General features: G+C 58.0%; 14 protein-coding genes. 9 read left to right on the plus strand and 5 right to left on the minus strand.

The features are described from left to right. Nucleotides 1–132 precede the first annotated feature (132 nt). Nucleotides 133–1113 carry a carbohydrate kinase family protein gene (locus KFE13_RS08380; RefSeq protein WP_260706713.1) on the minus strand — a complete coding sequence of 327 codons (981 nt, stop codon included), beginning with the start codon at nt 1111–1113 and terminating at the stop codon, nt 133–135. 21 nt (nt 1114–1134) lie between these two features. Continuing rightward, on the minus strand, nt 1135–2145 hold the full coding sequence (locus KFE13_RS08385) for a LacI family DNA-binding transcriptional regulator (protein ID WP_260706714.1): 1011 nt from the start codon (nt 2143–2145) through the stop codon (nt 1135–1137). Between the two features lie 505 nt (nt 2146–2650). On the opposite strand from KFE13_RS08385, the gene KFE13_RS08390 reads away from it, so the two are divergent. The 8 genes from KFE13_RS08390 to KFE13_RS08425 all read left to right on the plus strand — a co-directional run bounded on the left by KFE13_RS08390 (nt 2651) and on the right by KFE13_RS08425 (nt 13073). Further along, nucleotides 2651–3910: an efflux RND transporter periplasmic adaptor subunit gene (locus KFE13_RS08390; RefSeq protein WP_260706715.1), complete on the plus strand. Its 1260-nt coding sequence runs from the start codon at nt 2651–2653 to the stop codon at nt 3908–3910. 29 nt (nt 3911–3939) lie between these two features. Continuing rightward, entirely contained in the window at nt 3940–4650 is a 711-nt protein-coding gene (locus KFE13_RS08395; RefSeq protein WP_260706716.1) for an ABC transporter ATP-binding protein, read from the plus strand. A 2-nt stretch (nt 4651–4652) separates the two neighbouring features. Next, a complete protein-coding gene (locus tag KFE13_RS08400; RefSeq protein ID WP_260706717.1) occupies nt 4653–5033 on the plus strand; it encodes a hypothetical protein in 381 nt (126 codons plus the stop codon). Nucleotides 5034–5084: 51 nt separating this feature from the next. Then, nucleotides 5085–7637, plus strand: coding sequence for an ABC transporter permease (locus KFE13_RS08405; protein WP_260706718.1), 2553 nt, complete (start codon nt 5085–5087; stop codon nt 7635–7637). An 8-nt stretch (nt 7638–7645) separates the two neighbouring features. After that, a complete protein-coding gene (locus tag KFE13_RS08410; RefSeq protein ID WP_260706719.1) occupies nt 7646–8353 on the plus strand; it encodes an ABC transporter ATP-binding protein in 708 nt (235 codons plus the stop codon). Nucleotides 8354–8355: 2 nt separating this feature from the next. Then, nucleotides 8356–10263 carry a TolC family protein gene (locus KFE13_RS08415; RefSeq protein ID WP_260706930.1) on the plus strand — a complete coding sequence of 636 codons (1908 nt, stop codon included), beginning with the start codon at nt 8356–8358 and terminating at the stop codon, nt 10261–10263. A gap of 10 nt (nt 10264–10273) precedes the next feature. Further along, the gene (locus tag KFE13_RS08420) at nt 10274–11680 is read left to right on the plus strand and encodes a sigma-54-dependent transcriptional regulator (RefSeq protein ID WP_260706720.1); all 1407 of its coding nucleotides are present in this window, start codon (nt 10274–10276) and stop codon (nt 11678–11680) included. 160 nt (nt 11681–11840) lie between these two features. Beyond that, nucleotides 11841–13073, plus strand: coding sequence for a sensor histidine kinase (locus KFE13_RS08425; RefSeq protein WP_260706721.1), 1233 nt, complete (start codon nt 11841–11843; stop codon nt 13071–13073). Here KFE13_RS08425 and KFE13_RS08430 read toward each other — a convergent pair. From KFE13_RS08430 to KFE13_RS08440, 3 genes are all read right to left on the minus strand, one after another. Continuing rightward, a complete protein-coding gene (locus tag KFE13_RS08430) occupies nt 13070–17797 on the minus strand; it encodes an Lhr family helicase (RefSeq protein WP_260706722.1) in 4728 nt (1575 codons plus the stop codon). The two genes, KFE13_RS08425 and KFE13_RS08430, sit on opposite strands and share 4 nt — an antisense overlap. Nucleotides 17798–17947: 150 nt before the next feature. Continuing rightward, the gene (locus KFE13_RS08435) at nt 17948–21523 is read right to left on the minus strand and encodes a TonB-dependent receptor (protein WP_260706723.1); all 3576 of its coding nucleotides are present in this window, start codon (nt 21521–21523) and stop codon (nt 17948–17950) included. 169 nt (nt 21524–21692) lie between these two features. Next, nucleotides 21693–22841 carry a sialate O-acetylesterase gene (locus KFE13_RS08440; protein ID WP_260706724.1) on the minus strand — a complete coding sequence of 383 codons (1149 nt, stop codon included), beginning with the start codon at nt 22839–22841 and terminating at the stop codon, nt 21693–21695. A gap of 126 nt (nt 22842–22967) precedes the next feature. Between KFE13_RS08440 and KFE13_RS08445 the strand changes: the two genes are divergently transcribed. Continuing rightward, entirely contained in the window at nt 22968–24872 is a 1905-nt protein-coding gene (locus KFE13_RS08445) for an alpha-L-fucosidase (RefSeq protein ID WP_260706725.1), read from the plus strand. Nucleotides 24873–24927: the final 55 nt, after the last annotated feature.

Raw genomic sequence — 24927 nt, forward strand, 5'->3', positions numbered from 1 at the left:
TCAAAACTCTTGCGCAACCGAAGATGCCATCTGCGCCGGGTGTCAGCGCCAGAACTCTATGAATTTATCGGTATCGTTATCGGTAACGTACAGGTACCGTATGACGCTCATGGCTGCTCTGTCAACAGATTTTTACATTCTGTTTCGCTTTTTTTCACCTGCCTGCATCATCGCAGTAAGATGGCGGCGATATTCCTTGGCATCGGGCAAGCCTTGCGATCCACCAGGCTGCGAGGCCGACAAACTGCCACAGATGTTGCCTGCGCGCAGACATTCGTTCCAATCGGCTCCGTGAAGAAACGCGTGCAGGAAGCCTCCATCGAAGGCATCGCCTGCGCCCGTTGCATCGACGACCGCGATGGGCAAAGCAGGCTGGCGATACAGTTTGCCATCAGCCATCAGCATCGCGCCGCGCTTATCCAGCTTGATGACTGGAACGCGAACCCAGTCCTGCAGCTTTTCCAGAGCGCGCATCGCATCGCTTGCGCCCGTGATCGCCTTTGCCTCGTGCTCGTTGGGAAAGATGAATTCGCAATGCCGGACGATGGAAAGAAGCTGCGATGCGGAGAGATCGGGGTTCCATCCAAAGTCAGCGGAGAGCGTGATGCCATCTTCGCGCAGCTCTTTCAGCACAGGAATCCATTTGCGCGGCTGGCGCAGAGCGCATGCGAGATGGACGTGGCGAGCGCGGTGGAGTTTGTCACGCACAGGCTTATGCGTCAGCAGCTCTTCCAGCCGTTGATTGATGGGTTCGTGCGTCACCATCATCTTGTTGGAGTGATACGCGATCGATACTGTCAGCGCGGTGGGCTGATCTTTGCGGACCTCGCAGGCGGTGACGTCGAGGCCTTCGTTCAGAATCTCGTTCCAGGTAGGGAGCACACTGGCATCGGCTCCAACGCGGGTGACGATTCCGGTTACGCTACCGAGCCTGCTGGCGGCGATTGCGGCAGTCGCCAATCCGCCGCCGGGCGCGATCAGGAAGCTGTCGGTCTTGACCTCTTCGCCGAATCGCGGCTGGTTTCGCAGCTGATAAAAGATCATGTCGGAAAAGAACTCTCCGAACACAACCAGGTCAAACGATCTTGCGCCGGCTCGCTTCGTCTTCGGCATACGATCTCCCAAAGGTAACAGCTAGTTTGCGCGGGTGGATGCGCGTTCGACTATTTTTGGCGAGAGTGTGACGCTACGCTGCGCTGTCTCGCCTTTCTCTTCAATCCGTTTCAGCGTCATGCGCGCTACGCGACGGCCGATCTCTTCGTGCGCGAGGTCGATGCTCGTGAGCGAAATTCCGGTCTCGCAAAGATCGGCTACGTTGCCGCAGCCGATGATCTGAAGCTGCTTTGGAACCTCGATGGCTGCGGCGATCACCGCATCGCGCGCGCCAGCAGCCAGAAGGTCGGTGTAGGCAACGATGCCGTCGGGACGGACGCGCGATGCGATGAGGCGCTGCATGATCTCGAAGCCGCTGCGATAGTCGGAGGCTCCAGGATGCGTCTCGAAGATCCAGTCCTGCCTGACGGAGACACCAGCATCGCGATGCGCTTCGCGGAAGCCTGCGAAGCGCTGATCGGCAACGGCTGTTCGCGGGCCGCGCAGATAGACGATGCGTCGACATCGGCGACCGAGCAGATGTTCTGCAGCGAATTTGCCGACTTCGGCTTCGCGCAGACCGACGCTCAAGCCTGCGGCTCGCGGAGGCGCGGTGCCTGCATAGATAACCGGCACCGTTGTTTCGGTGAGAGCCTGCGGAACGGCGGAGGCGTCGCTTCGCGGACAGAAGATGAGAGCGTCGACCTGCCGTGAGAGATGCAGCTCGGTTTCGCGCTCTTCCATCTCATCGTCACCTTCGATGGAAGAGAGGACGAGACTGTAGCTCGCGGGGCGGAAGACCTCGTTGATGCCTCGCACCATAAGGGCTACGGCTGGGTTGGCGAGACTGGGAACGACCATGCCGACGCTGTAGGTCTGTCCGGTGCGGAGTCCACGGGCGGAGATGTTGGGGCGATAGTTGAGCTCCTTCATCCGCTTGAGGACGCGCGCTTTTGTTTCGGCGCTAACATCGGTCTGACCGCGGAGGACCTTGGAGATGGTCATCTTGGAGAGGTTCAGATCGTTCGCGATGTCCTGAAGACGGATAGCCATCGTGCGCGGTGTGCTCAGAAGTTGCTGCTGTTATACCCCAGACGCAGCAGCGAACCCAAGCAACGTACCCCCTCCCCCCGGGGTCTATTTTATAAACCAAGCTGATTCAATACCTTACGCGATTTGCACAAGCTAAAATATTGATCCTGCTCGGGTTAATGGCAAAAATATTGATTCTAAAAGAGAAAGCCCTGCCTGACCGGCGGGGCCCTCTTCCTTATTGACTTGTTTTAAGGATAGCAGGCTGGAGGGGGTAAATCGGCACTTTTTTGGAACTATTTCTCTTTTATATTGAGCGACTTATGCGATGAGGGGGCTTGACAGGGTTTTCTGGCCACGGGGGGCACGGTTCCCGCGGCCGCCAAGTATTGAGGAATGCCACGCTGAGTGTCCGCTAATGGACGCTTCATTTCGGGCGTGAACAGTCCACCGGGAATCGCTCCTTACAAGTTGTTGAAAATGCGAAGCAAACATTGGCACGGTGGATGCAACTACAGGGAGCGGCATGGACATTCAACGACCGGATATTAAGAAAAAGAAGTTTCAGAGGCAGCTGATTGCCGGAGGCATTGGCGTCGTGGTGCTGGGGGCGGCAGCATTCTCTATTTCGCGGCTGAAACCGGCTGCTCCCACGGTAGACAGGGCGACGGTGTGGACCGATACGGTGAAGCAGGGACCGCTGCTGCGCCAGGTTCGTGGACCGGGTTCGCTGGTTCCGCGCGAGGACAAGATTCGATTGATTCCTTCGGAGACGGAGGCGACGGTCGTCAGGATTCGCGTGCTGCCGGGAGCGAAGGTCGAGCCGGACACCATCCTGATGGACCTGGTCGATCCAACCGTACAGCAGGAGTTGCTAGATGCACAGCTGCAGTTGAAGGCGGCGCAGACGGACCTGATGAACGTGAAAGCGAAGCTGGACAGCGACCTGATGACGCAGAAGGCCGGAGCCGCGACAGTTAACGCCGACTACAACCAGGCAAAGCTGCAGGCGCAGACGGACAAGAGCCTGTATGACCTGGGAGTGATCAGCGGCCTGACGTACAGCGCATCGAAGGGGAAGGCTGACGAGCTGACGACGCGCTCCGATATCGAGAAGCAGCGGCTGACGGTGAACGAGAAGGCGATTGCAACGCAGGTTGCGGTGCAGCAGACGAAGGTTGAGCAGGCGCAGGCTTTGCTGGCTTTGAAACAGAAGCAGCAGGATGCGCTCAGCGTTCGAGCCGGAATCAGCGGTGTTCTGGTAGACCTGCCGCATCAGGTGGGCGAACATGTGGCTCCGGGAACGACGCTGGCGAAGGTGGTTCAGCCGGACCAGCTGAAGGCCAGCCTGAAGATTGCGGAGACGCAGGCACGGGATATCCAGATTGGCCAGCCATCGGAGATCGACACGCATAACGGCGTGATTTCGGGCAAGGTGATGCGAATTGATCCTGCCGTCGTGAACGGAACGGTGACTGTTGACGTAGAACTGGCAGGCGCGTTGCCGCAGGGGGCGCGTCCTGACCTGAGCGTAGACGGCGAGATCGATCTGGACCGGCTGGCGAATGTGCTGTACGTGGGCAGGCCTGCGTTCGGCAATGAGAACAGCACGATCAACCTGTTCAAGCTGACTTCGGATGGTAAGGGAGCGGTACGGGTTCCAGTGAAGGTCGGCAAAGCGTCGGTGAATGCCATTCAGGTGATTGAGGGATTGCAGGCCGGCGACACCGTAATTCTTTCGGACATGAGCCGTTGGGACAACACAGACAGGATTCGCCTGGAGTAGTGGAGAGCACGACAAAGGAGAGAGAGCAGATGGCAGAACAGATTATCGAGATCGAGCAGTTGACCAAGGTGTTCTACACCGATGAGATCGAGACGCATGCGCTTTCGGGCGTGCATATGCAGATTGAGCGCGGAGAGTATGTGGCGATGTCGGGTCCTTCGGGCTGCGGTAAATCGACGCTGCTGTCGATCATCGGCCTGCTGGATACTCCGACGTCGGGCCGCTATCGGCTGAACGGCAAGGAAGTTGCCAACCTCGACTTCGCCGACCGCTCGCGGATTCGCAACCAGGAGATCGGGTTCATCTTTCAGAGCTTCAACCTGATTGGCGATTTGAGCGTTGCGGAAAATGTTGAGCTGCCGCTGACGTACAGGACGGGTATGCCTGCGGCGGAGCGAAAGAAGAGGGTGCAGGAGTCGCTCGAGCGCGTGAATATGGCGCACAGGATGCGGCACTATCCGGCGCAGCTCTCGGGCGGTCAGCAGCAGCGTGTTGCTGTGGCGCGCGCGCTGGCGGGGTCGCCTTCGATTCTGCTGGCGGACGAGCCGACGGGAAACCTGGATTCCAAGAACGGCGAAGCGGTGATGAAGCTGTTGAAGGAACTGCATGACGAAGGCGCGACGATCTGCATGGTGACGCACGATCCTCGCTTTGCGGCGCATGCGGAACGCCAGATCCACCTGTTCGACGGCAAGGTTGTGGCAGAAGGGGAGCTGAGCCAGCTGATGGCCGAGGTGTAGCCATGATACGAGAAGCGATCGACGAGACGAGACGACTGCTGCAGGGACGACCCGCGTTGACGGCTGCGGCGCTGATGGCTGCGGCGCTTGGCGCGGGCGCCCATGCGGCGATCTTTTATGAAGCGGACGGCGAAGAGTTTCGCCTGACGGCGGCGCACACGACTACACGCGTGATGGAGGACGATGTCTCCGATCCGTTCAATCGGATGCGCGCGCGTCTTGGGTGCATGGAGAAGATACCCGGGTTCACGGTGATTGTCGGGCTGAGCGAGTACAACGTGGAACTGAGCGTTCCGGTCATGGGAATGCGCTCGCTGTTTGATAAGGCTCGGCCAGACGTGGCTGTCATAACGAGCGCGCCGGCAATACGCAGAGCAGCATAAGGCGACGGACGCGCGAGAGATACGAGAGCGCGACAAAAGGGGACGTGTGCGATGAATCGACTGATTCAGGATGTGAAGTTTGCGTTGCGGCAGCTGCGGAAGGCTCCCGGGTTCACCGCCACGGCGATTATTACGCTGGCGCTGGGCATTGGAGCGAATGCGGCAATCTTCACGCTGGTGCATGCGGTGCTGCTGAAGAATCTTCCCGTCGCCGATCCGAAGATGCTGGTGCGCGTAGGTGACAGGGACGACTGCTGCGTGAATGGGGGCACGCCCGATGGAAACGACTACTCCATCTTTGCCTCGGAGTTGTATACGCATCTTCGCGACAACACGCCTGAGTTTGAGCAGCTGGCGGCGATGCAGGCGGGCTTCGGCTATGGAGGCATCACGGCCCGCAGCAACCGGCAAGGCGATCTGCCGAAGGCGTTGAGCGGTGAGATGGTGACGGGCAATTACTTCCAGGTGTTTGGGCTGAAGCCATATGCGGGAAGGTTGATCGCTCCTTCAGACGATGTGATCGGCGCGCCGATGGGCGTTGTGATGAGTTACCAGACATGGGAGCGTGAGTACGGGTCGGACCCTTCGATTGTGGGAAGCACATTCATCCTGAATACGTATCCGGTGACGATTCTGGGCATTACGCCTCCGGGATTTTATGGCGACCGCATTACGGATTCTCCGCCAAACTTTTATATCCCGATGGCACTTGAGCCGCAGCTTGGCCCGGCTTATCCGACAAGCCTGTTGCATCATCGTGAAGCGAACTGGGTGTATCTTCTTGGCCGTGTGAAGCCGGGTACGGATAGGGCTCAACTGCAGGCGAAGATGAGTGCGTCGCTGCGGAATTATCTTGCGACGCTTGATCTCTACAAAAAGCAAGACATGGCAAAGAATCTTGCGGCCTCGCATGTTGTACTGACGCCGGGCGGCGCAGGAATCGAGAACATGCAGCAGGAGTTTGGTACGGGACTGAAGCTGCTGATTACGGTGTCGGCGCTCGTGCTGCTGATTGCATGCGCGAACATTGCGAACCTTGTGCTGGTGCGCGGTATGGCGAGAAGAGCAGAGACCTCGATCCGCATGGCGCTGGGGGCACAGCGAACACGGCTGATCCGGCAGATGCTGACGGAGAGCGTTGTGCTGTCGTGCCTGGGAGGCATCGCTGGACTCTTAGTTGCGTATGGTGGAACCAAGCTGCTGCTTACCTCAGCGTTCCCTGATGCGATCGGGCTGCCAATAGATGCGCGCCCCTCGCTGACTGTGCTTGGATTTGCGTTTGGCTTGTCGCTGCTGACGGGATTGATCTTCGGAGTTGCACCGGCATGGGTGACATCTCACTCGCAGCCTGCAGAGGCACTGCGCGGATCGAACAGAACGACGAGCGACCGGTCGGGATGGGTGCAGCGCTCGCTGGTCATCCTGCAGGCGGCGCTTTCGCTGGTGCTGCTGGTTGGCGCGGGATTGATGACGAAGAGCTTGAACAAGCTGGAGAATCAGGATTTCGGTGTACTGACAGAAAATCGCGTTGTTGCTCACTTCAGCCCGCAGAACGCAGGATTTAAGCAGGATCAACTGCAGGCTCTCTATGACCGCATCGACCAGGAGTTGCACGCGTTGCCCGGTGTCGAGCGCGTTGCCCTGTCGCTGTACACACCGCTGGAAGGAAACAACTGGGGCGAGGGTGTCTTTATTCAAGGCCGCCCAGAACCCGGAGTGAACGATAGCATCGGAGCTTCGTGGCTGCGGGTTGGGCCTGAGTTCTTCGACATCGTCGGTCATCGCGTGATTCGCGGACGCGGCATTACGGTGCACGATACGGCAACGTCCACCCCCGTGGTCGTTGTCAACGAGACGTTCGTAAAGAAATTCTTCACCCATGGTGAAAACCCGATCGGTGCGCACTTTGGCGTGTCAGGAATGGAGAGCGCGGGTGATTGGGAGATCGTCGGTGTCGTCTCGGATATCAAGTACAACGATCTCAAGAGACCGACTCGCGCGATGTATTTCCGGCCTCTGCTTCAGGTGGCGCACACGAAGCCTGAAAACGATATCCGCTCGCTGTATGCCGGAGCGATCATGCTGCAGACCAAAGGCCAGGTTGAGGGGCTGGAGTCGCAGATACGCCATACGTTGGCGAAGATCGATCCGAACCTGACGCTGACGAACTACAACACATTCGCCGGACAGATTCGTGGGCAGTTTAATCAGGAGAGATTGATCGCGCGACTTACGACATTATTCGGATTGTTGGCGCTGGTGCTGGCTTCGGTCGGACTGTATGGCGTGACGGCGTATTCGGTCGCGCGGCGCACACCGGAGATTGGCGTGCGCATGGCGCTAGGAGCGAACCGCAGCAGCGTCGTTGGTATGGTGCTGCGCGAGGCGATGCTGCAGGCTGGCATCGGACTTGCCGTTGGAATTCCGGTGGCATGGCTGTCGGCGCGGCTGGTGCAATCGCAGCTGTATAACGTTGGCTCGCATGATGCCACGGTGCTTGCCGGAGCCGTACTGGTGCTTGCTGTTGCAGCCTGTCTGGCCGGGTTGATTCCAGCGCAACGAGCCGCCTCGACCGATCCGGTCAAGGCGCTGCGAACAGAGTAGAGGGAAGCATGATTGAACTGAAAAATATCGAGCGCAGCTATCGAGCTGGCCACACGGAGACATGGGTGCTTCGGCGGGTTACATTGACGATTCGCCCGTGGGAGTTTGTCACCATCATGGGGCCGTCAGGTGCGGGCAAGTCGTCGCTGCTGAATGTGCTGGGCATGCTCGACGACCAGTGGCGCGGTGAGTTCGACTTCGAGGGCGAGGCGGTGCATCGGATGAATCGCAAGCAACGCGCTGACCTGGCTCGCAGAAGAATCGGCATGGTCTTCCAGAGCTATCACCTGCTGGACGACCTGACAGTGGCAGAAAATATCGACCTGCCGCTTTCGTATAAAGACATTCCGCGGACGGAGCGGCAGTCGCTGGTGGCCGATACGCTGGACCGTTTCAATATTGTGGGCAAGAAGGATCTGTATCCGCATCAGCTTTCGGGCGGACAGCAACAGCTTGTCGGCATTGCGCGCGCGATGATTCACAAGCCTGCGCTGCTGCTCGCCGATGAGCCGACGGGCAATCTGCAATCAAAACAGGCCAAGGAAATTATGGAGATGTTTCGGCAGTTGAATGAAGAGGGCACGATGATTGTGCAGGTGACGCACTCGGAGGCGAACGCCGCGTATGGAACGCGGACGATTGAGCTGCGCGATGGATGGGTCTACTCCGACACGGCTGGGCTGGCAGAGACAACATCGCAGGAGGTAAAGCAGTGAAGATGTCCCTCCCCCTGATTGGGGCGCTCCTTCTTTCGATGACCGTAGCGGAGGCGCAGACTGCTGCCACTCATGCGACGCTTGCCGTGCCTGCAGCTCCAGCTGCGCCTGTGTTGCGACTGGATGTACCGCACTCTCACAATCCATTCGATATATATAGGCCAACGCTGGTGCCACAGCCGAACCTGGCGAATACGCCGCGGTTGGATCAGCTCGTTCACGATGGTGTGTTGGAGCTAAGTTTGAAGAACACCATTTTGCTGGCGCTGGAGAACAACCTGGACCTGGCGATTGCTCGCTATAACATTCCGATTGCTCAGGCTGACATTCTGCGCACGCGCGCGGGCAGTCCGTTTCGCGGCGTGAATACGGGCGTGGTGCAGAACACTCCGGGCGGTGGTGTTGGAGGATTTGGGTCGGGTGCAAGCGGAGCGGGGGCCGGCGGTACGTCCGGCGGAGCGGGTGGAGCGGGTTCGGGCGCGAACGGCCTGGTGCAGTCGACGTTAGGCGCGGGAACGAATGTGCCGTCGTTCGATCCGGTTGTTACCGGATTGTTTGACAATGAGCACTACACGCAACCGCTATCGAACATCTCGATCTACGGCGTGCCGGTACTGCAGCAGAATACGACGGATGGGAATGTCAATTTCTCGCAGGCGTTTCCCACCGGAACATCATTTTCGATGACGTTTCAGAATAATCGTGCCGCTACAAACAGCCCGCGCAGCTTTCTGAATCCCACGTTGAATACCTACTATCACGTAGCGGTACAGCAACAGTTATTAGCAGGATTCGGATTTGGACCGAATTTGCGCTATCTGCGGATTGCAAAGAACAACCAGAAGATTTCGGATGAAGCCTTCAAGTTGCAGGTGATTACAACAGTCAACCAGATCGCCGATATGTACTGGGACCTGGTTGCAGCGTATGAAGACGAACTGGTGAAGAGCCGCGCGCTGGATTTTGCAAAACAGACGCTGGACAGCGGACGTAAGCAGCTTGAGCTCCAGGCGATTCCAGCCATGGACGTTCTGAAAGACGAGGCCGAAGTTGCGAATCGCGAACAGGATCTTACGATTGCGAAGACAACACTACAGTTCCAGGAACTACTGATTAAGAACGCCCTGACAAAAAACCTGGACGATCCGATTCTGGAAGCTATGCCGGTTAAGCCTATCGATTCGAGTGCAGTAGATGATTCACGGAGTACGGCCAGCTCGACGGAGGACAGCATTGCGCAGGCATTGAAGAATAGGATCGAGTTAACGGAATCGTCGATTGACCTGCAGAACCGGGAGATCAGTCGCAATGCCGCACGGAATGCCTTATTGCCAACGGTGTCCCTGACAGCTTTCTATGGCGGCACAGGACTTGCAGGACCAAGAAATCCAGCGGCTGGGCTTCCTTCCACCGCACCGCTTGACTGGACGGGCGCGGTAACCAATGCGTTTAACAATTCAGCGAAGGACTACTACGTGGGTGTCTCGCTGAACGTGCCGATTCGTAATCGTGTGGCGAAGTCGGACCAGTATCGATCGGAGTTGGAGACGAGGCAGGCGGAACTGCGCATGCAGCAACTGAAGAAACAGATTCGTATTGAGGTACGGAATGCACAGTATGCGTTGGAGCAGAGCAAGGCGCGAGTCGATTCTGCCCGCAAAGCTCGCGATCTGGCGCAGAAGACCTTTGACATTACGACGAAGGAGCAAGAGCTGGGGGCGGGATCGAATCTGCAAACGCTGACGGCCCGGCGCGATCTATCGGCTGCTGAATCGGCTCTGGTTGCGGCAATGACGGCGTACCAGAAGGCAAAGATAGAGCTGGACCGCTCGATTGGAACGACATTGGAGGCGAACCAGATTTCGATAGAATCAGCGAGAACAGGTATAGCGCCCAGTGGGCAGCAGTAAAGAGGCAGAGATGGCTTTAGAACGAGTGACGAAGGATGCACGGCAGGCAGAAACTCCGTGCAGATTGCTGGTTGCAGACGATCAGCCGCATATCCTTGAGGCCATTCGGTTGCTGCTGAAGCCCGAGGGCTATGAGCTTGAGATGACGCGCACGCCTGCGTTGGCGGTCGAAGCGGTGACGCAGGGAGACTACGACGGCGCCCTGATTGACTTGAATTACACGCGCGATACCACGTCGGGCCATGAGGGTCTTGAACTGGTCGATCGCATGAAAGAGCTTGATCCTCATCTGCCCATTGTTGTGATGACGGCCTGGGGCAATATCGATCTCGCCGTCGAAGCGATGCGGCGAGGGGCCAGCGATTTCATCCAGAAGCCGTGGGAGAATACACGTCTGCTGAGCGTTTTGAGGACGCAGATGGAGCTGCGCAGAAGCCAGCGCAGGGCGCTGTGGCTGGAGGCGGAGAACCGTATTCTGCGTGCGCCGGGTGCACCTGATTTCATCGCGTCCGCTCCTTCGATGCGACCGGTGGTCGAGACGATGGCGCGGATTGGGCCATCGGACGCGAACGTATTGATAACGGGCGAACATGGAACGGGCAAGGAAGTCGTCGCGCAGACGCTGCATCGGCTTTCTTCACGCGCAGACCGCACGCTCGTTGCCGTGAATACAGGGGCGCTTCCTGAAGGCACGTTTGAGAGTGAGCTGTTTGGCCATGTCAAGGGCGCTTTTACCGACGCTCGCACCGACAGAATCGGACGCTTCGAGCTGGCCAGTGGAGGCACACTGTTTCTTGATGAGATCGCGAATATCCCCGTGCGCCAGCAGGCGAAGCTGCTTCGCGTGTTGGAGATGGGTGAGATGGAGCGGGTTGGCTCGTCCAAAACGCAGAAAGTGAACGTGCGCATGTTGTCGGCCACGAATGCAGATCTGCGGGCAGAGTGCGAGGCGGGCAGGTTCCGCGAGGATCTATTGTTTCGTTTAAATACGGTCGAGATCAGTCTGCCTCCTCTGCGCGAACGCCGCGAAGATATCCCCATGCTGGCCGGTCATTTTCTTGCACGTTATGCGGAGCGATATCGCAGGAAGATCGAAAACTTCGAGCCTGCGGCGATGCAGCAGATGCTCCAGTACCCCTGGCCTGGCAATGTGCGGGAGCTCGATCACACCATTGAACGTGCTGTGTTGATGGCACGCCATCAACATATCGAGCCTGCGGACCTCGGGCTGCACATGCAGCGCAGTGGCAGCTCGAGCAGTGCGCAGAATCTGGACGAGATGAGTCTTGAGTCGGTAGAGGCTATTCTGATACGCAAGGCGTTGGCACGCACAAACGGCAATGTAAGCCAGACAGCCGACGCTCTTGGGCTGAGCCGTGGAGCACTCTATCGACGCATCGAAAAATATGGCCTCTGAACAAGGGGGCACGAAGCGGCCCGTCAGGCGACTTCCACTGGGCCGCTCGGCCAGGCGCCTGAGCTTTGAGCGACGGCTGCGACTATGGCTGTATCTGGCCGGAGTGCCGGGATTTGCCTTGTGCTGGACGCTACTCCACGTTTTAAAGATGGATGCAGCCTTGCAAGTCATCTTGCTGGTGCTGTTTGCTCTTGGCTGGGCCTTTACGGTGTCGCTGTTGATGGAGCAGCTTGCGCGTCCACTACAGACGCTGGCGAATGTTGTCGCCTCGCTGCGCGAAGACGACTACTCGTTTCGAGCACGGGGCGCGCGGCGAAACGACGTTATTGGCGATCTTGCCCTGGAGATCAATGCGCTGGCCAGCATGTTGCAAGCTCAGCGAGCCGGCGCACTGGAGGCAATGGCACTTGTTGAACGTGTGATGGACACGATGCAGTCGCCAGTGCTGGCTTTTGATCCTGAAGGAAGATTGAAGCTGCTGAACGTTGCGGCGGAGCGTGCATTTTCGCTGGAAACGAATAAGGCGCTCGGTCACACAGCGCAGAAGTTGAAGCTTGCTTATTTGCTGGATGCCAGCAATGACGATGTTCTTTCGTTAGGTGCTGAGCAGCAGCAGTTGACACGCTGGATAGTAAAGCGTGCGAACTTTCGCCTGCGCGGCGTGCCGCATACGCTCTTTGTGCTGGCCGATGTCGGCACGGCGCTGCGTGAAGAGGAACGTGTCGCATGGAGGCGCCTGATACGCGTTCTTGGGCATGAGATCAACAATTCGCTCGCCCCGATTAAATCGATCGCGTCGAGCCTGCGCACGCGCCTTCACGCGGCACCGCAGACCGAAGAACGCGATGATTTCGAGCGTGGGCTCGAAGTGGTGGAAAATCGCGCGGAGTCGCTGAATCGCTTTCTGCAGGCTTATCGGCAGCTGATGGGTCTTCCTGCTCCTCGATTCGCCAAGGTCGATATGGCGTCGCTCATCGATCGGGTGGCGCAGCTTGAGGTTCGTCTGATGGTCCAGGTCATTCCGGGAGATCCTGTTGAGGTGATGCTTGATCCGGACCAGATCGAGCAGGCTCTGATCAATCTGGTTCGCAATGCGGCAGAGGCTGCGCTCAGCCCGGATGCCATGAATGAGGATGCGCCGCGCGTCGAGATGAGCTGGCAGCATACGGGAAACGAGATCTGCATCTCCATTTTTGACAACGGTCCCGGCCTGACGAACTCCGGCAACCTATTTGTTCCCTTCTACACAACGAAGCCGAGTGGCACCGGCATAGGGCTGGTGCTGGCACAACAGATTGCAGAGGCCCACAACGGCGTTGTCGAACTGCGCAACCGCATGGATGGAGTGAACGGGTGCGAGGCACTGCTTCGCATTCCATTTCAAGCGAACTAAGCCTGCACCTGCACCTTCGCCTGCACGCGGCGCACATGGAAGCCTCGCGCCCCGATAGAAAATCCCGCGTGTAAAAGAATGTCGGCCATCCAGTGCTTCTGGGCAGGAACCCCATTGATCGTCGCAATCAATAAACCATACGCCTCCTTCTCTTCGCTGCGGTCCTGAGCACTTCGGACAAGAAAGGCAGCCAGCGCATTCGCCACGCTGGAACGCTGTGGTTCGTCTTCCGGGAGGAAGACCTGAATATTCGGGTTGGCACGACGCATGTATACCGCGAGAGCGCCGTTCCATAGAATGACTTGCGCTCCCACACTTCGCGTCAGCGTGGTGTGCGTATCATCGAACTGCGGCCAACGCAGCAGAGCGCCATATGGATTCGCTGGATCGGTTGCAGCAAGCTGTACGATCTCGATGCGACCTTCGCTGTTGCGCAGAGAACGCAGCAGATCGACGGCGGATGGCAACGCAAATTGTGTGGCTCCGATATCTGCGGCGAAGTAACCGCGACGCACTTTTCCGCTCTCTTCCATCGCTTTCAGCACATCGTAGATCGCGGAGAAGCCTCCGGAAAGATTTTCGGCCTGCGCCGCCTCGCGGAAGACGACTCCATAACGAGCGAGCAACTGCTGTGCAATCGCATGCCGCCAGACAGTTGCCTGCGCTGCATTCTGCGCTTCGGCGTATGCTGCGGGCTGCAATGTCCATCTTCCCTGCCCTGCCGGTGGAGTGGTCCTCCTCGAACGGAAGCCTGTCTGCTGATGATCCCTTCGTTTTCTGGAACTCTCTGGACGTTCGCAGTAAGCACGCAATGCGGCCATACCATCGTTGGTCAGCATGCCCTTCCATACCAGCGACCACAGAGCGTTGAGCGTTTCACCGGGATATCCTCCACCAGCACCTTCGTGGATCTGCTGAAAGAAGGATGCTCCGCGCTCGCGCACGTAGTCCACGATGGCCGCCTCTCGTTCACTCAACGCTTCGCTCGCATAAATCTGCGGGGAGCGAAGCTGCGGCAGATTTTCTGCGAGATAGAAGGCGATTCTTCCATCCCGCTCGCCGAGAGATTCCAACCCGATCCAGGTGACTTCACCTGCAGCGATCAGCGTATCCAGATCAGACGGTTTGTATCCCAGGATTCGGGCTGGAAGAATCTCGGTCTCAACAATCGAGGCTGGTAACGGCGCTCCCTGCAAGATCTCAAGCACATCGAGTAATGCATCCAATCCGCGACGAGGCTGCACGACTCCCTGCCAACGCGTGAAGAGCCGAGCAAGCGTTGCCTGCTCAGCCGGCTCAACTTCTTTGCGCAGACGCGCGAGGCTCTTGCGGCGTATGAGACGCAACACTTCGTTGTCACACCATTCACGATGCATGCCGCCAGGGCGAAAGCCTCCCTCGGCGATCCGGCCAGATTGCACCAGTTCATTTAGAACTGGCTCTGCCGTCTCGGCGGGGAGACCAAACCGCGCTGCGATCTCGTGAAGCGTGAAGGGTCCGTGCGTTCTCGCATAGCGACGCAGCAACTCTGTTGTTGGGTTTGCGATCTTTGCGAGGAAGGTTGCCGGAAGTTTCGGCGATAGGGATATTCCGACAGCATCTCGATATCTGGCTGCGTCTTCAATCGCGATAAAGCGCTGCTCACCTGCGATTGTGATTTCTATTATGCGATCTGCCTTCAGCAGACGCTGTATTGCTTTTTCTAAATCTACTTCGGCGGTGCGATGCTGCAATTCTGCAAGGCAGAGATCGCCCACACGAAGCAACAAATCGTGAATGCCATCTATAGTTCGCGAGCAGTAACCCTCTGCGAGTCCCTGCAGTTGTTCTTCAACCTGCTCGATGGCGTTTGTGTTCAACAGCTCGCGGAGATCGGCATCTCCCATCAGCTCGCGCAACTGGCTCTCGTCGATAGCCAGCGCCTGCGCGCGGCGTTCGGCAAGCGGCGCGTCGCCGTCATAGATATAGTTGGCGACGTAACTGAACAAGAGCGCTGCTGCGAAAGGCGAGGGTATTTGCGTATCCACGGTGTGGACCTGCAGGCTCTGGGTTGCGATAAGGCGCAGTATCTCCGTCAGCGCGGGAATATCGAACACATCACGCATACATTCGCGGTAGGCTTCGAGCAGGATCGGGAAGGATGCAAAACGGCTTGCGACGGCCAGCAGATCGTGTGCACGCTTTCTCTGTTGCCATAAAGGACTTCTTCGATTGGCGCGATGTCGTGGAAGAAGCAGCGCACGGGCTGCGCTCTCACGAAATTTGGATGCAAACATGGCTGTGGCACCCAGCTCATTCAGTACCAGGTCAACCGCTTCTTCGGGAGCAAGCAACAGCTGGGTGGTATCGGGCGGCTGATCGGTATCGGGAAAGCGTATAACGAATCCGTCGTCACCCCACATCGTCTCGACCTCCACTCCACGATTGCTGCGCAGCTTTGCAGCTGCTGCCATCGCCCAGGGAGCGTGAATCCTTGTGCCAAAAGGCGTCAGTACACAGACGCGCCAGTCGCCGCGTTCATCGCGAACGCGTTCGATCACGATACCGCGATCATCGGGGACCATGCCGACGGCACTCTTCTGATCGCGCAGATACTGCAACAGATTTTCTGCGGCCCCCAGTTCGAGATCGTGCTCCGAGGTCAGCTTTGCAAGCGCTGCATTATGCGGTGTTTCGCCAAGTTCTCTTACGAGTGCGCCGATGATTCTTCCGAATTCGAGTGGGCGACCGGGTTTGTCGCCACGCCAGAACGGCATTTTGCCTGCTTCACCTGACGCTGGGGTTACAAGCACGCGGTCGTGTGTAATCTCTTCAATACGCCAGCTGGATGCGCCTAAGGTAAAGACCTCGCCGGCACGGCTCTCGAAGACCATCTCTTCGTCGAGTTCACCGACGCGTATGGGCTTTGCTCGTTCCCCTGCAAGGAAGACGCCATACAAGCCGCGATCGGGAATCGTGCCGCCGTTGAGGATGGCGATGCTTTTGACGCCAGATCTTGGCGTGATCCAGTTGGCTTTGCGATCCCAGGTTATGCGAGGACGCAGCTCTGCGAATTCATCGGAGGGATAGCGTCCGGCGAGCATGTCGAGGACGCCGTCAAAGACTATCTGGCTGAGCAGGGCGAATGGAGCAGCGCCGCGGATGAGGCGAAAGAGAGCATCGTAGCTGATTCCAGGAGAATCTCTTTCGCCGCGGCCTCTTCTTTTCTCTGCTTCGAGGGCATCGATTGGAGGATGTGAGACGGTGGCGACGATCTGCTGCGCCAGGACGTCCAGCGGGTTACGCAGATAGCGCGTCGATTCGACATGGCCCTCATGCATGGCGCGCGTGACGGCCGCACAGGCTACGAGGTCGGCGCGATATTTGGGGAAGATGATGCCGGACGATGGCACGCCGACAGTGTGTCCTGCGCGGCCGATGCGCTGCATGCCACTTGCGACGGATGGCGGCGATTCGATCTGGATGACAAGGTCGATTGCTCCCATATCGATTCCCAGCTCGAGCGATGATGTGGCGACGAGCGCCTTGATCTGCCCGGCCTTCAACATCTCTTCGATCTCGGAGCGCTGCGCTGCGGCGAGAGAGCCATGATGCGCCCGCGCGATGGCTTCGCCAGCGAGATCGTTGATGGACCCGGCGAGCCGCTCGGCAGTTCTTCGCGCGTTGACGAAGATTAATGTTGAGGTCCGCTCTCGAATGATCTCAAGCAGGCGTGGATAGATGGACTGCCAGATCGAGGTTTGCTTGGGTTCTCCAGGCTTACCAGAGGTACGGCTGAGTCGAGCCATGTCTTCGACAGGAACTTCGACTTTGAGCTCGAGGAGTTTTTTGGCTCCGGCATTGACGACGGTCACCGCGCGATACGGGATGGATCGTGCGAGAAGACTGTCCTGCCGATCTCCCGCGGCTTCGAACAACATGGTTGCGGCTTCTGCTTCGGTCTCGGCGCTTTGCGGGACTTTTTCTAGGTGCTTTTTGAATTTCTCTGACGCGGCATTCGCTCCGCCGAGGAAGCGGGCTACTTCTTCGAGCGGGCGTTGTGTAGCGGAGAGGCCAATGCGTTGAACAGGCCGCTCTGTGAGAGCTTCGAGGCGTTCGAGCGAAAGCGCAAGATGCGCTCCGCGTTTTGTGGGGACGAGGGCGTGAATCTCATCGATGATGACGGTTTCGACGGAGCGCAGACCTTCGCTTGCTTCGGAGGTGAGGAGCAGATAGAGGCTCTCGGGCGTTGTGATGAGGATTTCGCCTGGGTTGCGGCGAAACTTTGCGCGCTCGCGCTGCGGCGTGTCGCCGGTGCGGACGCTGATGTCAGGCGTTCGTACGGAGACTCCTTCCTGAGCGGCTGTGCTGGTGATTTCGGCGAGAGGGGCGCGCAGGTTGCGCTCGACATCGACGGCGAGCGCTTTGAGTGGGGAGATGTAGAGAATGCGGCATCCGGGCTTGGTGTCCGGTGCCGGCTGGAGCATCAGCTTATCGAGGCACCAGAGGAAGGCTGTCAGTGTTTTTCCCGTGCCGGTCGGTGCGAGGATGAGCGTGGAGTCGCCGCGCGCAATGGCAGGCCAGCCTTCAATCTGCGTTCGCGTGGGCTGGTGGAAGGCAGCGCGAAACCACTTGGCGGTGATCGGGTGAAAGAGCGCTAAGGCATCGTGCGCGGCTGACGTAGTGGATTTTTCGCTGGATGGGCTGCTGTTGACTTTCTTCGACTTGGGCGGTGTGCGCTGCATACGATGCCAGTGGTTTCGATGCTATCGGATCGGACTGGCTTCGTGATGCTTTCCCTACCGATTTTGAATGAAGTCGAGGTTTATAAGACCTGACTTTAAAAGATAAAACCGGGCGCAGTATATACCTGCGCCCGGCGTATCAGATGAGAGTTAGAACTGGAATTTGCCTGCAAACTGGAGCAGACGCTGATTGGTGAGAGTAGAGACTCCCACGATATTTCCCAGGGTGACCAGGTTGCTCACGCTGGTTCCCGGGTTGGCGGGGGTTGGATGGTTGAGGGTGTTGAAGGCCTCAACGTCCAGCTTGAAGGAAAGACCTTCGCGGATGGGGAAGATGCGGTGAACAGAAGAATCGAGATTCCAGTACTGCGGACCGCGGATGGCGTTGCGTGGCCCATTGCCATACGTTCCAATGGCTGGCGCCGCGTAGGCGCAGGGATTGAACCACTGAGCCCGAGTGCGAGTGGGACCTGCCGGGGCGTTGCAGAGTGGATTTGCTGCGACAGGGCCGGCGACAAACGGATCGCCAACAAGGTTGGCGCGCTCATAGGTACCAGCATTGCCAGTGTTCGCGATATCGCCTGAGGCAGTGATATTGAGAACCTGACCGGAGCGTGCCGTAAAGATGGAGTTCACCTGCCAGTTGCCAATGATGTAATTGACGAGGCTGGAGTGCGAGGAGAAATGCTTACCCTGACCGAAGGGAAGTTCGTAGATGAAGTTAGCTGCAACGATCTGAGGGATGCTGAAGCTGGCGGGGCCACGGCTGCCCTTGGGATTGTAGGGATCCTGGGGAACGCCGCCTTCGACGCCGAAATAGCCGTCCGTACCGTCGTTGAGGGTCTTCGACCAAGTATAGGCAACGGTATAGCCAAGACCGGTGCTGAAGTGCCGCGCAAACGAAGCCTGAAGGGCATTGTAGGAGGCGGTGCCGCCAGCGTGGTCCCAAGACTTCTGCGGAACGGTGTACGGGAAGGGTTGACCGGTGTTGGTACCGCGTGAGGCGAAGGAGGTGCAGGTGGTGCAGGGCGTGCCCGTGTTGTAGTAGCCTCCGATGTCCATACGGTGCGAAGACGAACCAACATAGTTGAGCGAGAAGATGGTGCGATCGCCGAACTGCTGCTCGATGCCGAGGTTGTACTGATGCGAGTAGGGATTCTTCCAGCGCGGATCGACCATGTAGTTGACGTTCGAAGACGTAAACGGTGTGGCTGCGGGAAGGTTGCCTGGGTTATCGGCAAAGGGGTTCTGCGCCGAGGTGTAGGGGGTACCAGGTGTGTTCGTTCCGTTGATCTGGAGCGTGCCGGTATCGGGCCAGGAGCCCTGATAGTTCTGGGTCATCTGGATAATGGCAGCCCAGTTGTCGTAGGTAATACCGTAGCCACCGCGAACAGACATCTTGTCGTTGACGCGATAGGCGAAGCCGAAGCGCGGCGAGAAGTTGTACTTGGAGCCATGGAGGATCTTGCTACCAGTGGCAACGCGAACATGAGCCGGAAGCGTAGCACTCGGGAGGCAGGGTGCATGGCCACGGTCCGTGCAGAGCGGCGGGAGCTTCTGGATGATGTAATCTCCGTTGTTGAAGTCGAAGTCTCCGGTTTCGATTGATCCCTGAAGACCGATGGAGGCATCGGTACCGTAGGCGGGAATAACCGAGCGGTCGTAGCGGAGACCGTAGTTCAAAGTGAGTTCGCGGGTGATCTTCCAGCTGTCCTGCAGGTACGCGTTTGCGATACCGCCGGGGCGCTCCGTCAGAAGGACGTTACGCTTGTTTTCGTTGTTGGGATAGCCGAGGAGGAAGTCGGCGAGTCCGAAACCGGACTGGGCACTGATCTGCGCGGATGTCAGGTTGGCCGCTGAACCTGGATTCTTGGCAAAGTTCGAGGTTGACGCTCCGGTAAAGTTAACCGTTCCCTGCCGCAGGGTAGCAGTGTAGTTGACCTGATCCCAACCACCACCTGCCTGGAACTGGTGCTTGCCCATAATGCGAATCACACTTCCCTGCCACTCATGAATGCTGGAGAGGTTCGGCGTCGGGCTCTTCACCTCACCGCCACTAAAGCCTCCGGTGACAGCCTGAGTGACGAGAACAGTTGCACCACCCACGAAGGAGGCGCACATGTCGGTCGAGCAGCCATACGTCTTCCAGAGATTGGGATCGTTGAACTGCGTGAGCACGTTGTTTTCAACGTGTGTGCGGCCGTACTGGACCTGCATGCTGGTCGTGGGCGAGAAGATATGCACCCAGCTGGCTCCGTACTGCTGCGCGGGAATCTGAGTTGAGGTAAAGAGTGTGGGAAGCGTACTGGGCGCCTGCTGGTTCCAGTCGATGCCTGCGTAGCGGAAGAAGATGAAGTCGCGGGTACCGATGTGCTGGTCGATGCGGCCGGTGTAGTTATAGACCGTCTGGCGCGTAGGATCGGTGATCTGGTAGTTAGCCTGGGTGGTAGGAATACCCGGGATGACCATGGGCTGCACTCCACCAAAGACCGCCTTCACGAAGGCAAGTGCGTAGGGGTTCATCTTCGCAGTGGGAATCTGATTACCGAGGAATGCAGGCCGGTTAGGCGTGGCCGCACTGTTGCCGACGGTAGGATCGTAAAGCTGGCAGGGATAGGGTTGAGCTTTGGTGTCACCAGCGGAACAGGTGCCACCTTTGCTGACTCCGGTCGTAGCAGACGAGAAGTCTCCGTTGAGCTGTGCCTGTGTGGGAATGAGGATGTTCGTCGAACCGGATTTGGAGTAGTGTGTGGCTTCTACACCGACGAGGAAGAAGGTTTTATCGCGTCCGTCATAAACGTGTGGGATACGAATGGGTCCGCCGACCTGTCCGCCGAACGTATTGAGATGGTAGGAGGCAGGTGAGGGGACATAGGGCTTGGCGTCGAAGCTGGTGCTGCGAATGAACTCCCAGGCAGAGCCGTGGAAGGTGTTGGTGCCGGACTTGGTGACCACGTTGACGACACCGCCGAGCGAGCCGCCATAGATAGCGTCGTTGTGGGAGTTGACCTTGAACTCCTGGATGGTGTCGACGATGGGCGGCACGGCATAGGTGTTGTACCAGGCCTGGTTGTCGTTCATGCCGTCGACGAGATAGATGGTGGAGCGGTTGCCGGCTCCGTTGATGGAGGGGAAGGAGTAGCTGGTCGTGCTTGCGGCAACCACCGCGGTATTGCCAGCGCCAGAATTCTGGCCGCTGCTGATGGGGGTGACACCTGGAGTGAGCGTGAGCAACTGAGTGAAGTTGCGGCCGTTAAGCGGAAGATTGTTGACGGCCTTCTCGTCGATGACGGTGCCGAGCTGCGCCGTGGAGCTTTCCACCTGAGTGCCGGTGGCTTCGACGGTGACAGATTCCGAGACATCTCCAACTTTAAGTGTGGTGTTGACGGTCACAGCCTGAGCGACGGCGACCTCGAAAGCGGCGATGGTCTCCGTCTGGAAGCCTGTAGCAGCGAACTTGAGGGTATAGCGTGCCGGGGGGATGCTGGTGAAGACGTAGTTGCCGGAGCCATTGGAGGTGGTGACACGCTCGACATTGGTGTCGACGTTCCTGAGAGTCACCTTAACACCGACAACAACGTTCTGGGTCGGGTCAGTAACGATTCCGCTGACGGCGGAGGAGGAGCTCTGTGCCACAACAGGGGTAGATAGACCGGCAAAACTCGCAAGGAACAGACTGGCGAATAGTGCCGCTCTAGTGGCGGTTGCAATCAGTGATTTCTGCATCGATGGTCTCCTGACAACTCCGGCAGTGCTACCGGTAGTGACGGCGAGAATCCTATCGAGCACGAAAAACAGCTGTCAAGAAAACTTTTACTAATTGCTTTTTTATTTCGCGTATTGAAATCGTTTGCAATTTGTTTGAAGTCAATACTGACCTGAATTTACGGAGGGGTTAACGCAGGATGGGATCGAGCCACACTTCGACACTCTGGGCCCAAAGCGCACCGTGAGCCTTCAGGCCAGCGTCGTTGAAGTGTGTGCCTTTGCCGTTGTTCTGCCGGTAGGCCGCGGTGAGGGTGTCGGTATCTGGCCCCTGCAGCGCGATGCCGCTTCTCCAAAGGCTTTGCTGAGCCTCACGGATGGGAGGCGTGGAGGGATCCTGGGGAGTATGGTAGCTAGCCTGCGCAACGAACCAGGGGATGTCCCATCCGGCCTGCTGGCGCGCGGAGAGAATGACGTGTTCGAGCATGTCGCGGTAGGTAGAGGCGGAGATCTCATGCTCGGGGGCCTGATGTGAGTCGGATTCGCCCTGATGCCAGAGGACGGCGCGGAAGCCATGGGGACCGAACTGTTGGATACGGTGCATCATGCCGTTGAAGAGGGTTCCGTCGCTGATGAGCGTACCGTCCGCAGTTTTGGTGATGTATTTCGTCATCGTGGGCATGACTTCGACCTTCTCCCCTGCGGGGAGCCACTGGCGAATGCTTGTGGAACCATGGCCAGTGGACGCAATGCCGATGGGGACGTGGTATTTGCGGTAAAGTGCGTCGCCGAAGGAAGGAAGGAAGCTTCCCTTCTTGCTGTTGTCCTGCGTGCCGGGCTGTGGGTCGTTGGCAATTCGCCAGGAGTCACCGCTAAAGGTGGAGACCATACCGGTCTGAACAGTCTGAAGAGTCTCGCCATAATTAGTGGAGTTGGATTGCCCTGCGATGACAAAGACTTCGCCGACGCCAACGTGCGGAATTGTGGAGGCTGCCAGCGTGTGATGGCCGCGACGCAGTTGTACCTCAACGGTGTAGAAACCGCCGGCAGAGGTCTCGATGATTTGCTTGAAATCGCCGGAAGAGGAATGGAGAGTGAACCTGGTCCACTTGCTGTGAAGCTTCCCGGAGATTGCCTCCCCTTTAATGCGCACACGCAGGTTGTCTGCCTCGGCGGGGCCATGACCGCGCAGTTCGATGGCACCGGCCAGACGGGTAGTGCGCTGGAAGACCTGGTAGTCAAGCGGAGATGCGAGGGTGAGAGTCTGCCCTTTGAGCTGTGCGCAGCTGAGAAGAAGACCGGTCATGAGAAGGCTGCGGATTCTGAGTGTTAAGTTCATGGGTGCGAGCGGACTCCTGATACAGCAGACCTAGATAGAGTACGCCAATCTTTTTGAGATAGAAATTGTTCTTTCACCAATAAAATTCATATAATGAGCGCGATTGGACATTGGAGGTTTTGGAGCATGCGCAGTCTTCTTTGGATTTTCGTGGCGATGGCAGGCATCGGCCACGCAGTGGGGCAAAATCTCGCTCCCGATGAGGCGCAACGCCGGCTGGATGCCGGCAATGAGCCCATGAAGGTCGGTAACGCTTCGCCGCAAGATGCGGCGGCGATTCAGGATGCAAAGACAGGCTGGTATGCAGAGTCATTGAAGACACGAGATCAGCGGCTGGCGTGGTGGCGTGAAGCGCGATTTGGATGCTTTGTTCACTGGGGCGCCTATTCGGTGCTGGGAGGAGAGTGGGAAGGCCGGCCGAATCCGGGGTATGCCGAACACATCATGCGCGTAAACAAGATTCCTCTGAGCGTCTATCGCGATGACGTAGCGGCAAAGTTCCATCCGGATGCCTACGATGCAAAGTCGTGGGTGAAGCAGATGAAGGCAGCGGGCATGCAATACGTCATCATCACATCGAAGCATCATGATGGGTTTGCGATCTGGCCGTCGGATGTGAGCAAGTACAACATACGCGACGTCTCGCACTTCGATCGCGATCCGCTCAAAGAACTCGTCGACGCTGCGCATGCCGCGGGGATGCATGTGGGCTTCTACTACTCCCATGCATTCGACTGGGAGGACCCCAATGCTCCGGGCAATGACTGGGACTACCAGAACCCAGCAGGCGACAAGGGGTTGTATGGCGGATTGAACTGGTACAACGCTCATCCAGAGCTGATTCCGCGCGTTGAAAAGTATGTATACGGCAAGGCGATTCCTCAATTAAAGGAACTGATCGCGAAGTATCACCCCGACATTCTGTGGTTCGATACGCCAAGCAAGCTTCCCTTCTTTGAACAAGCGGCGATCATCAAGGCCGTGCGTCAGGCCGATCCGAATGTTGTGATCAACGGACGCGCGGCGCGAACGCTGGGAGTGAACCTGGGCGATTATCTCGACACAGCCGACCGTCCGGCGGAACTGCGTCCTACGCCGGGGGACTGGGAGGCGATTCCGACAACAAACGAGTCGTATGGATATAACAAGCTCGATACGGTGCATAAGCCGGTTGGCTATTTCATTCAGCTGCTGGCTAAAACGGCAGCCAAGGGCGGCAATATCTTGCTGAACATCGGTCCAAAGGGTGATGGCACCATCGACCCGCCGGATGCGGAGATTCTGGCAGGCATCGGCAAATGGATGGCCGTCAACGGCGACAGCATTCACGGCACCGAGCGGACGCCGCTGGACCGGCAGGCGTGGGGCGATTCGACAGTGAAAGGCGATACGCTTTATCTACATGTGCTGGAGTGGCCGTCCAATGGCAAGCTGCTCGTCGGTGGATTGTTGAGCAATGTGAAGCAGGCTTATCTGTTGAGCGATGCGGCGAAGAAGCCCTTGAAGACGAGCCGCGTGGGCACAGAAGATCTGCTGATCGATGTACCGAAGATGGCTCCGGATGCCGTGGATACAGTCATCGTTGTGAAGACAGATGGGCCGGTGAAGGGCAAGACGGGACGTCTGCTGCAGGCGCAGACAAATCAGTTGCTCGGATTTGATGCGACAGCAACGGGCAACGGCTTTGTCTACGGGGATGGCAAGACGGCGCAGTACTTCGTGGACGGCTTGCAGAAGGAAGGCAATTCACTGACCTGGCAGATTCGCACGGAGAAGGCACTGCGCTTTGCCTTGGAGGTGAAGTACAGCACACCAAAGGATGAGAGCACGCCGAACAGAAAGTTTGCCGTCAGGCTGGGAGACAAGACTTTCACAGGAGCGATTGAAGCGACGGCAGGTCCTCGCCAGATGAAGACACTGCCAATGGGCGAAGTCGAGATCAAGCCCGGCGCGCTGCAGGATCTAACCATTACGATGGAGGGCGGCGGCGATCCGGTGCACTTCTTCGAAATCGACCTGAAAGCTCTGTAGCGACACTCTGATTCTGAGATATCCGCGTGTGTGACTGCTTGTGCACACGCGGATA

The organism is Edaphobacter flagellatus (assembly GCF_025264665.1).
Classification (GTDB): Bacteria; Acidobacteriota; Terriglobia; order Terriglobales; family Acidobacteriaceae; genus Edaphobacter; species Edaphobacter flagellatus.

Bases quoted from the DNA above. Each gene is read 5' to 3' on its own strand.
- KFE13_RS08380 (WP_260706713.1), bottom strand. From the start codon at position 1,113: ATGCCGAAGACGAAGCGAGCCGGCGCAAGATCGTTTGACCTGGTTGTG.
- KFE13_RS08385 (WP_260706714.1), bottom strand. From the start codon at position 2,145: ATGGCTATCCGTCTTCAGGACATCGCGAACGATCTGAACCTCTCCAAG.
- KFE13_RS08390 (WP_260706715.1), top strand. From the start codon at position 2,651: ATGGACATTCAACGACCGGATATTAAGAAAAAGAAGTTTCAGAGGCAG.
- KFE13_RS08395 (WP_260706716.1), top strand. From the start codon at position 3,940: ATGGCAGAACAGATTATCGAGATCGAGCAGTTGACCAAGGTGTTCTAC.
- KFE13_RS08400 (WP_260706717.1), top strand. From the start codon at position 4,653: ATGATACGAGAAGCGATCGACGAGACGAGACGACTGCTGCAGGGACGA.
- KFE13_RS08405 (WP_260706718.1), top strand. From the start codon at position 5,085: ATGAATCGACTGATTCAGGATGTGAAGTTTGCGTTGCGGCAGCTGCGG.
- KFE13_RS08410 (WP_260706719.1), top strand. From the start codon at position 7,646: ATGATTGAACTGAAAAATATCGAGCGCAGCTATCGAGCTGGCCACACG.
- KFE13_RS08415 (WP_260706930.1), top strand. From the start codon at position 8,356: ATGTCCCTCCCCCTGATTGGGGCGCTCCTTCTTTCGATGACCGTAGCG.
- KFE13_RS08420 (WP_260706720.1), top strand. From the start codon at position 10,274: ATGGCTTTAGAACGAGTGACGAAGGATGCACGGCAGGCAGAAACTCCG.
- KFE13_RS08430 (WP_260706722.1), bottom strand. From the start codon at position 17,797: ATGCAGCGCACACCGCCCAAGTCGAAGAAAGTCAACAGCAGCCCATCC.
- KFE13_RS08435 (WP_260706723.1), bottom strand. From the start codon at position 21,523: ATGCAGAAATCACTGATTGCAACCGCCACTAGAGCGGCACTATTCGCC.
- KFE13_RS08440 (WP_260706724.1), bottom strand. From the start codon at position 22,841: ATGAACTTAACACTCAGAATCCGCAGCCTTCTCATGACCGGTCTTCTT.
- KFE13_RS08445 (WP_260706725.1), top strand. From the start codon at position 22,968: ATGCGCAGTCTTCTTTGGATTTTCGTGGCGATGGCAGGCATCGGCCAC.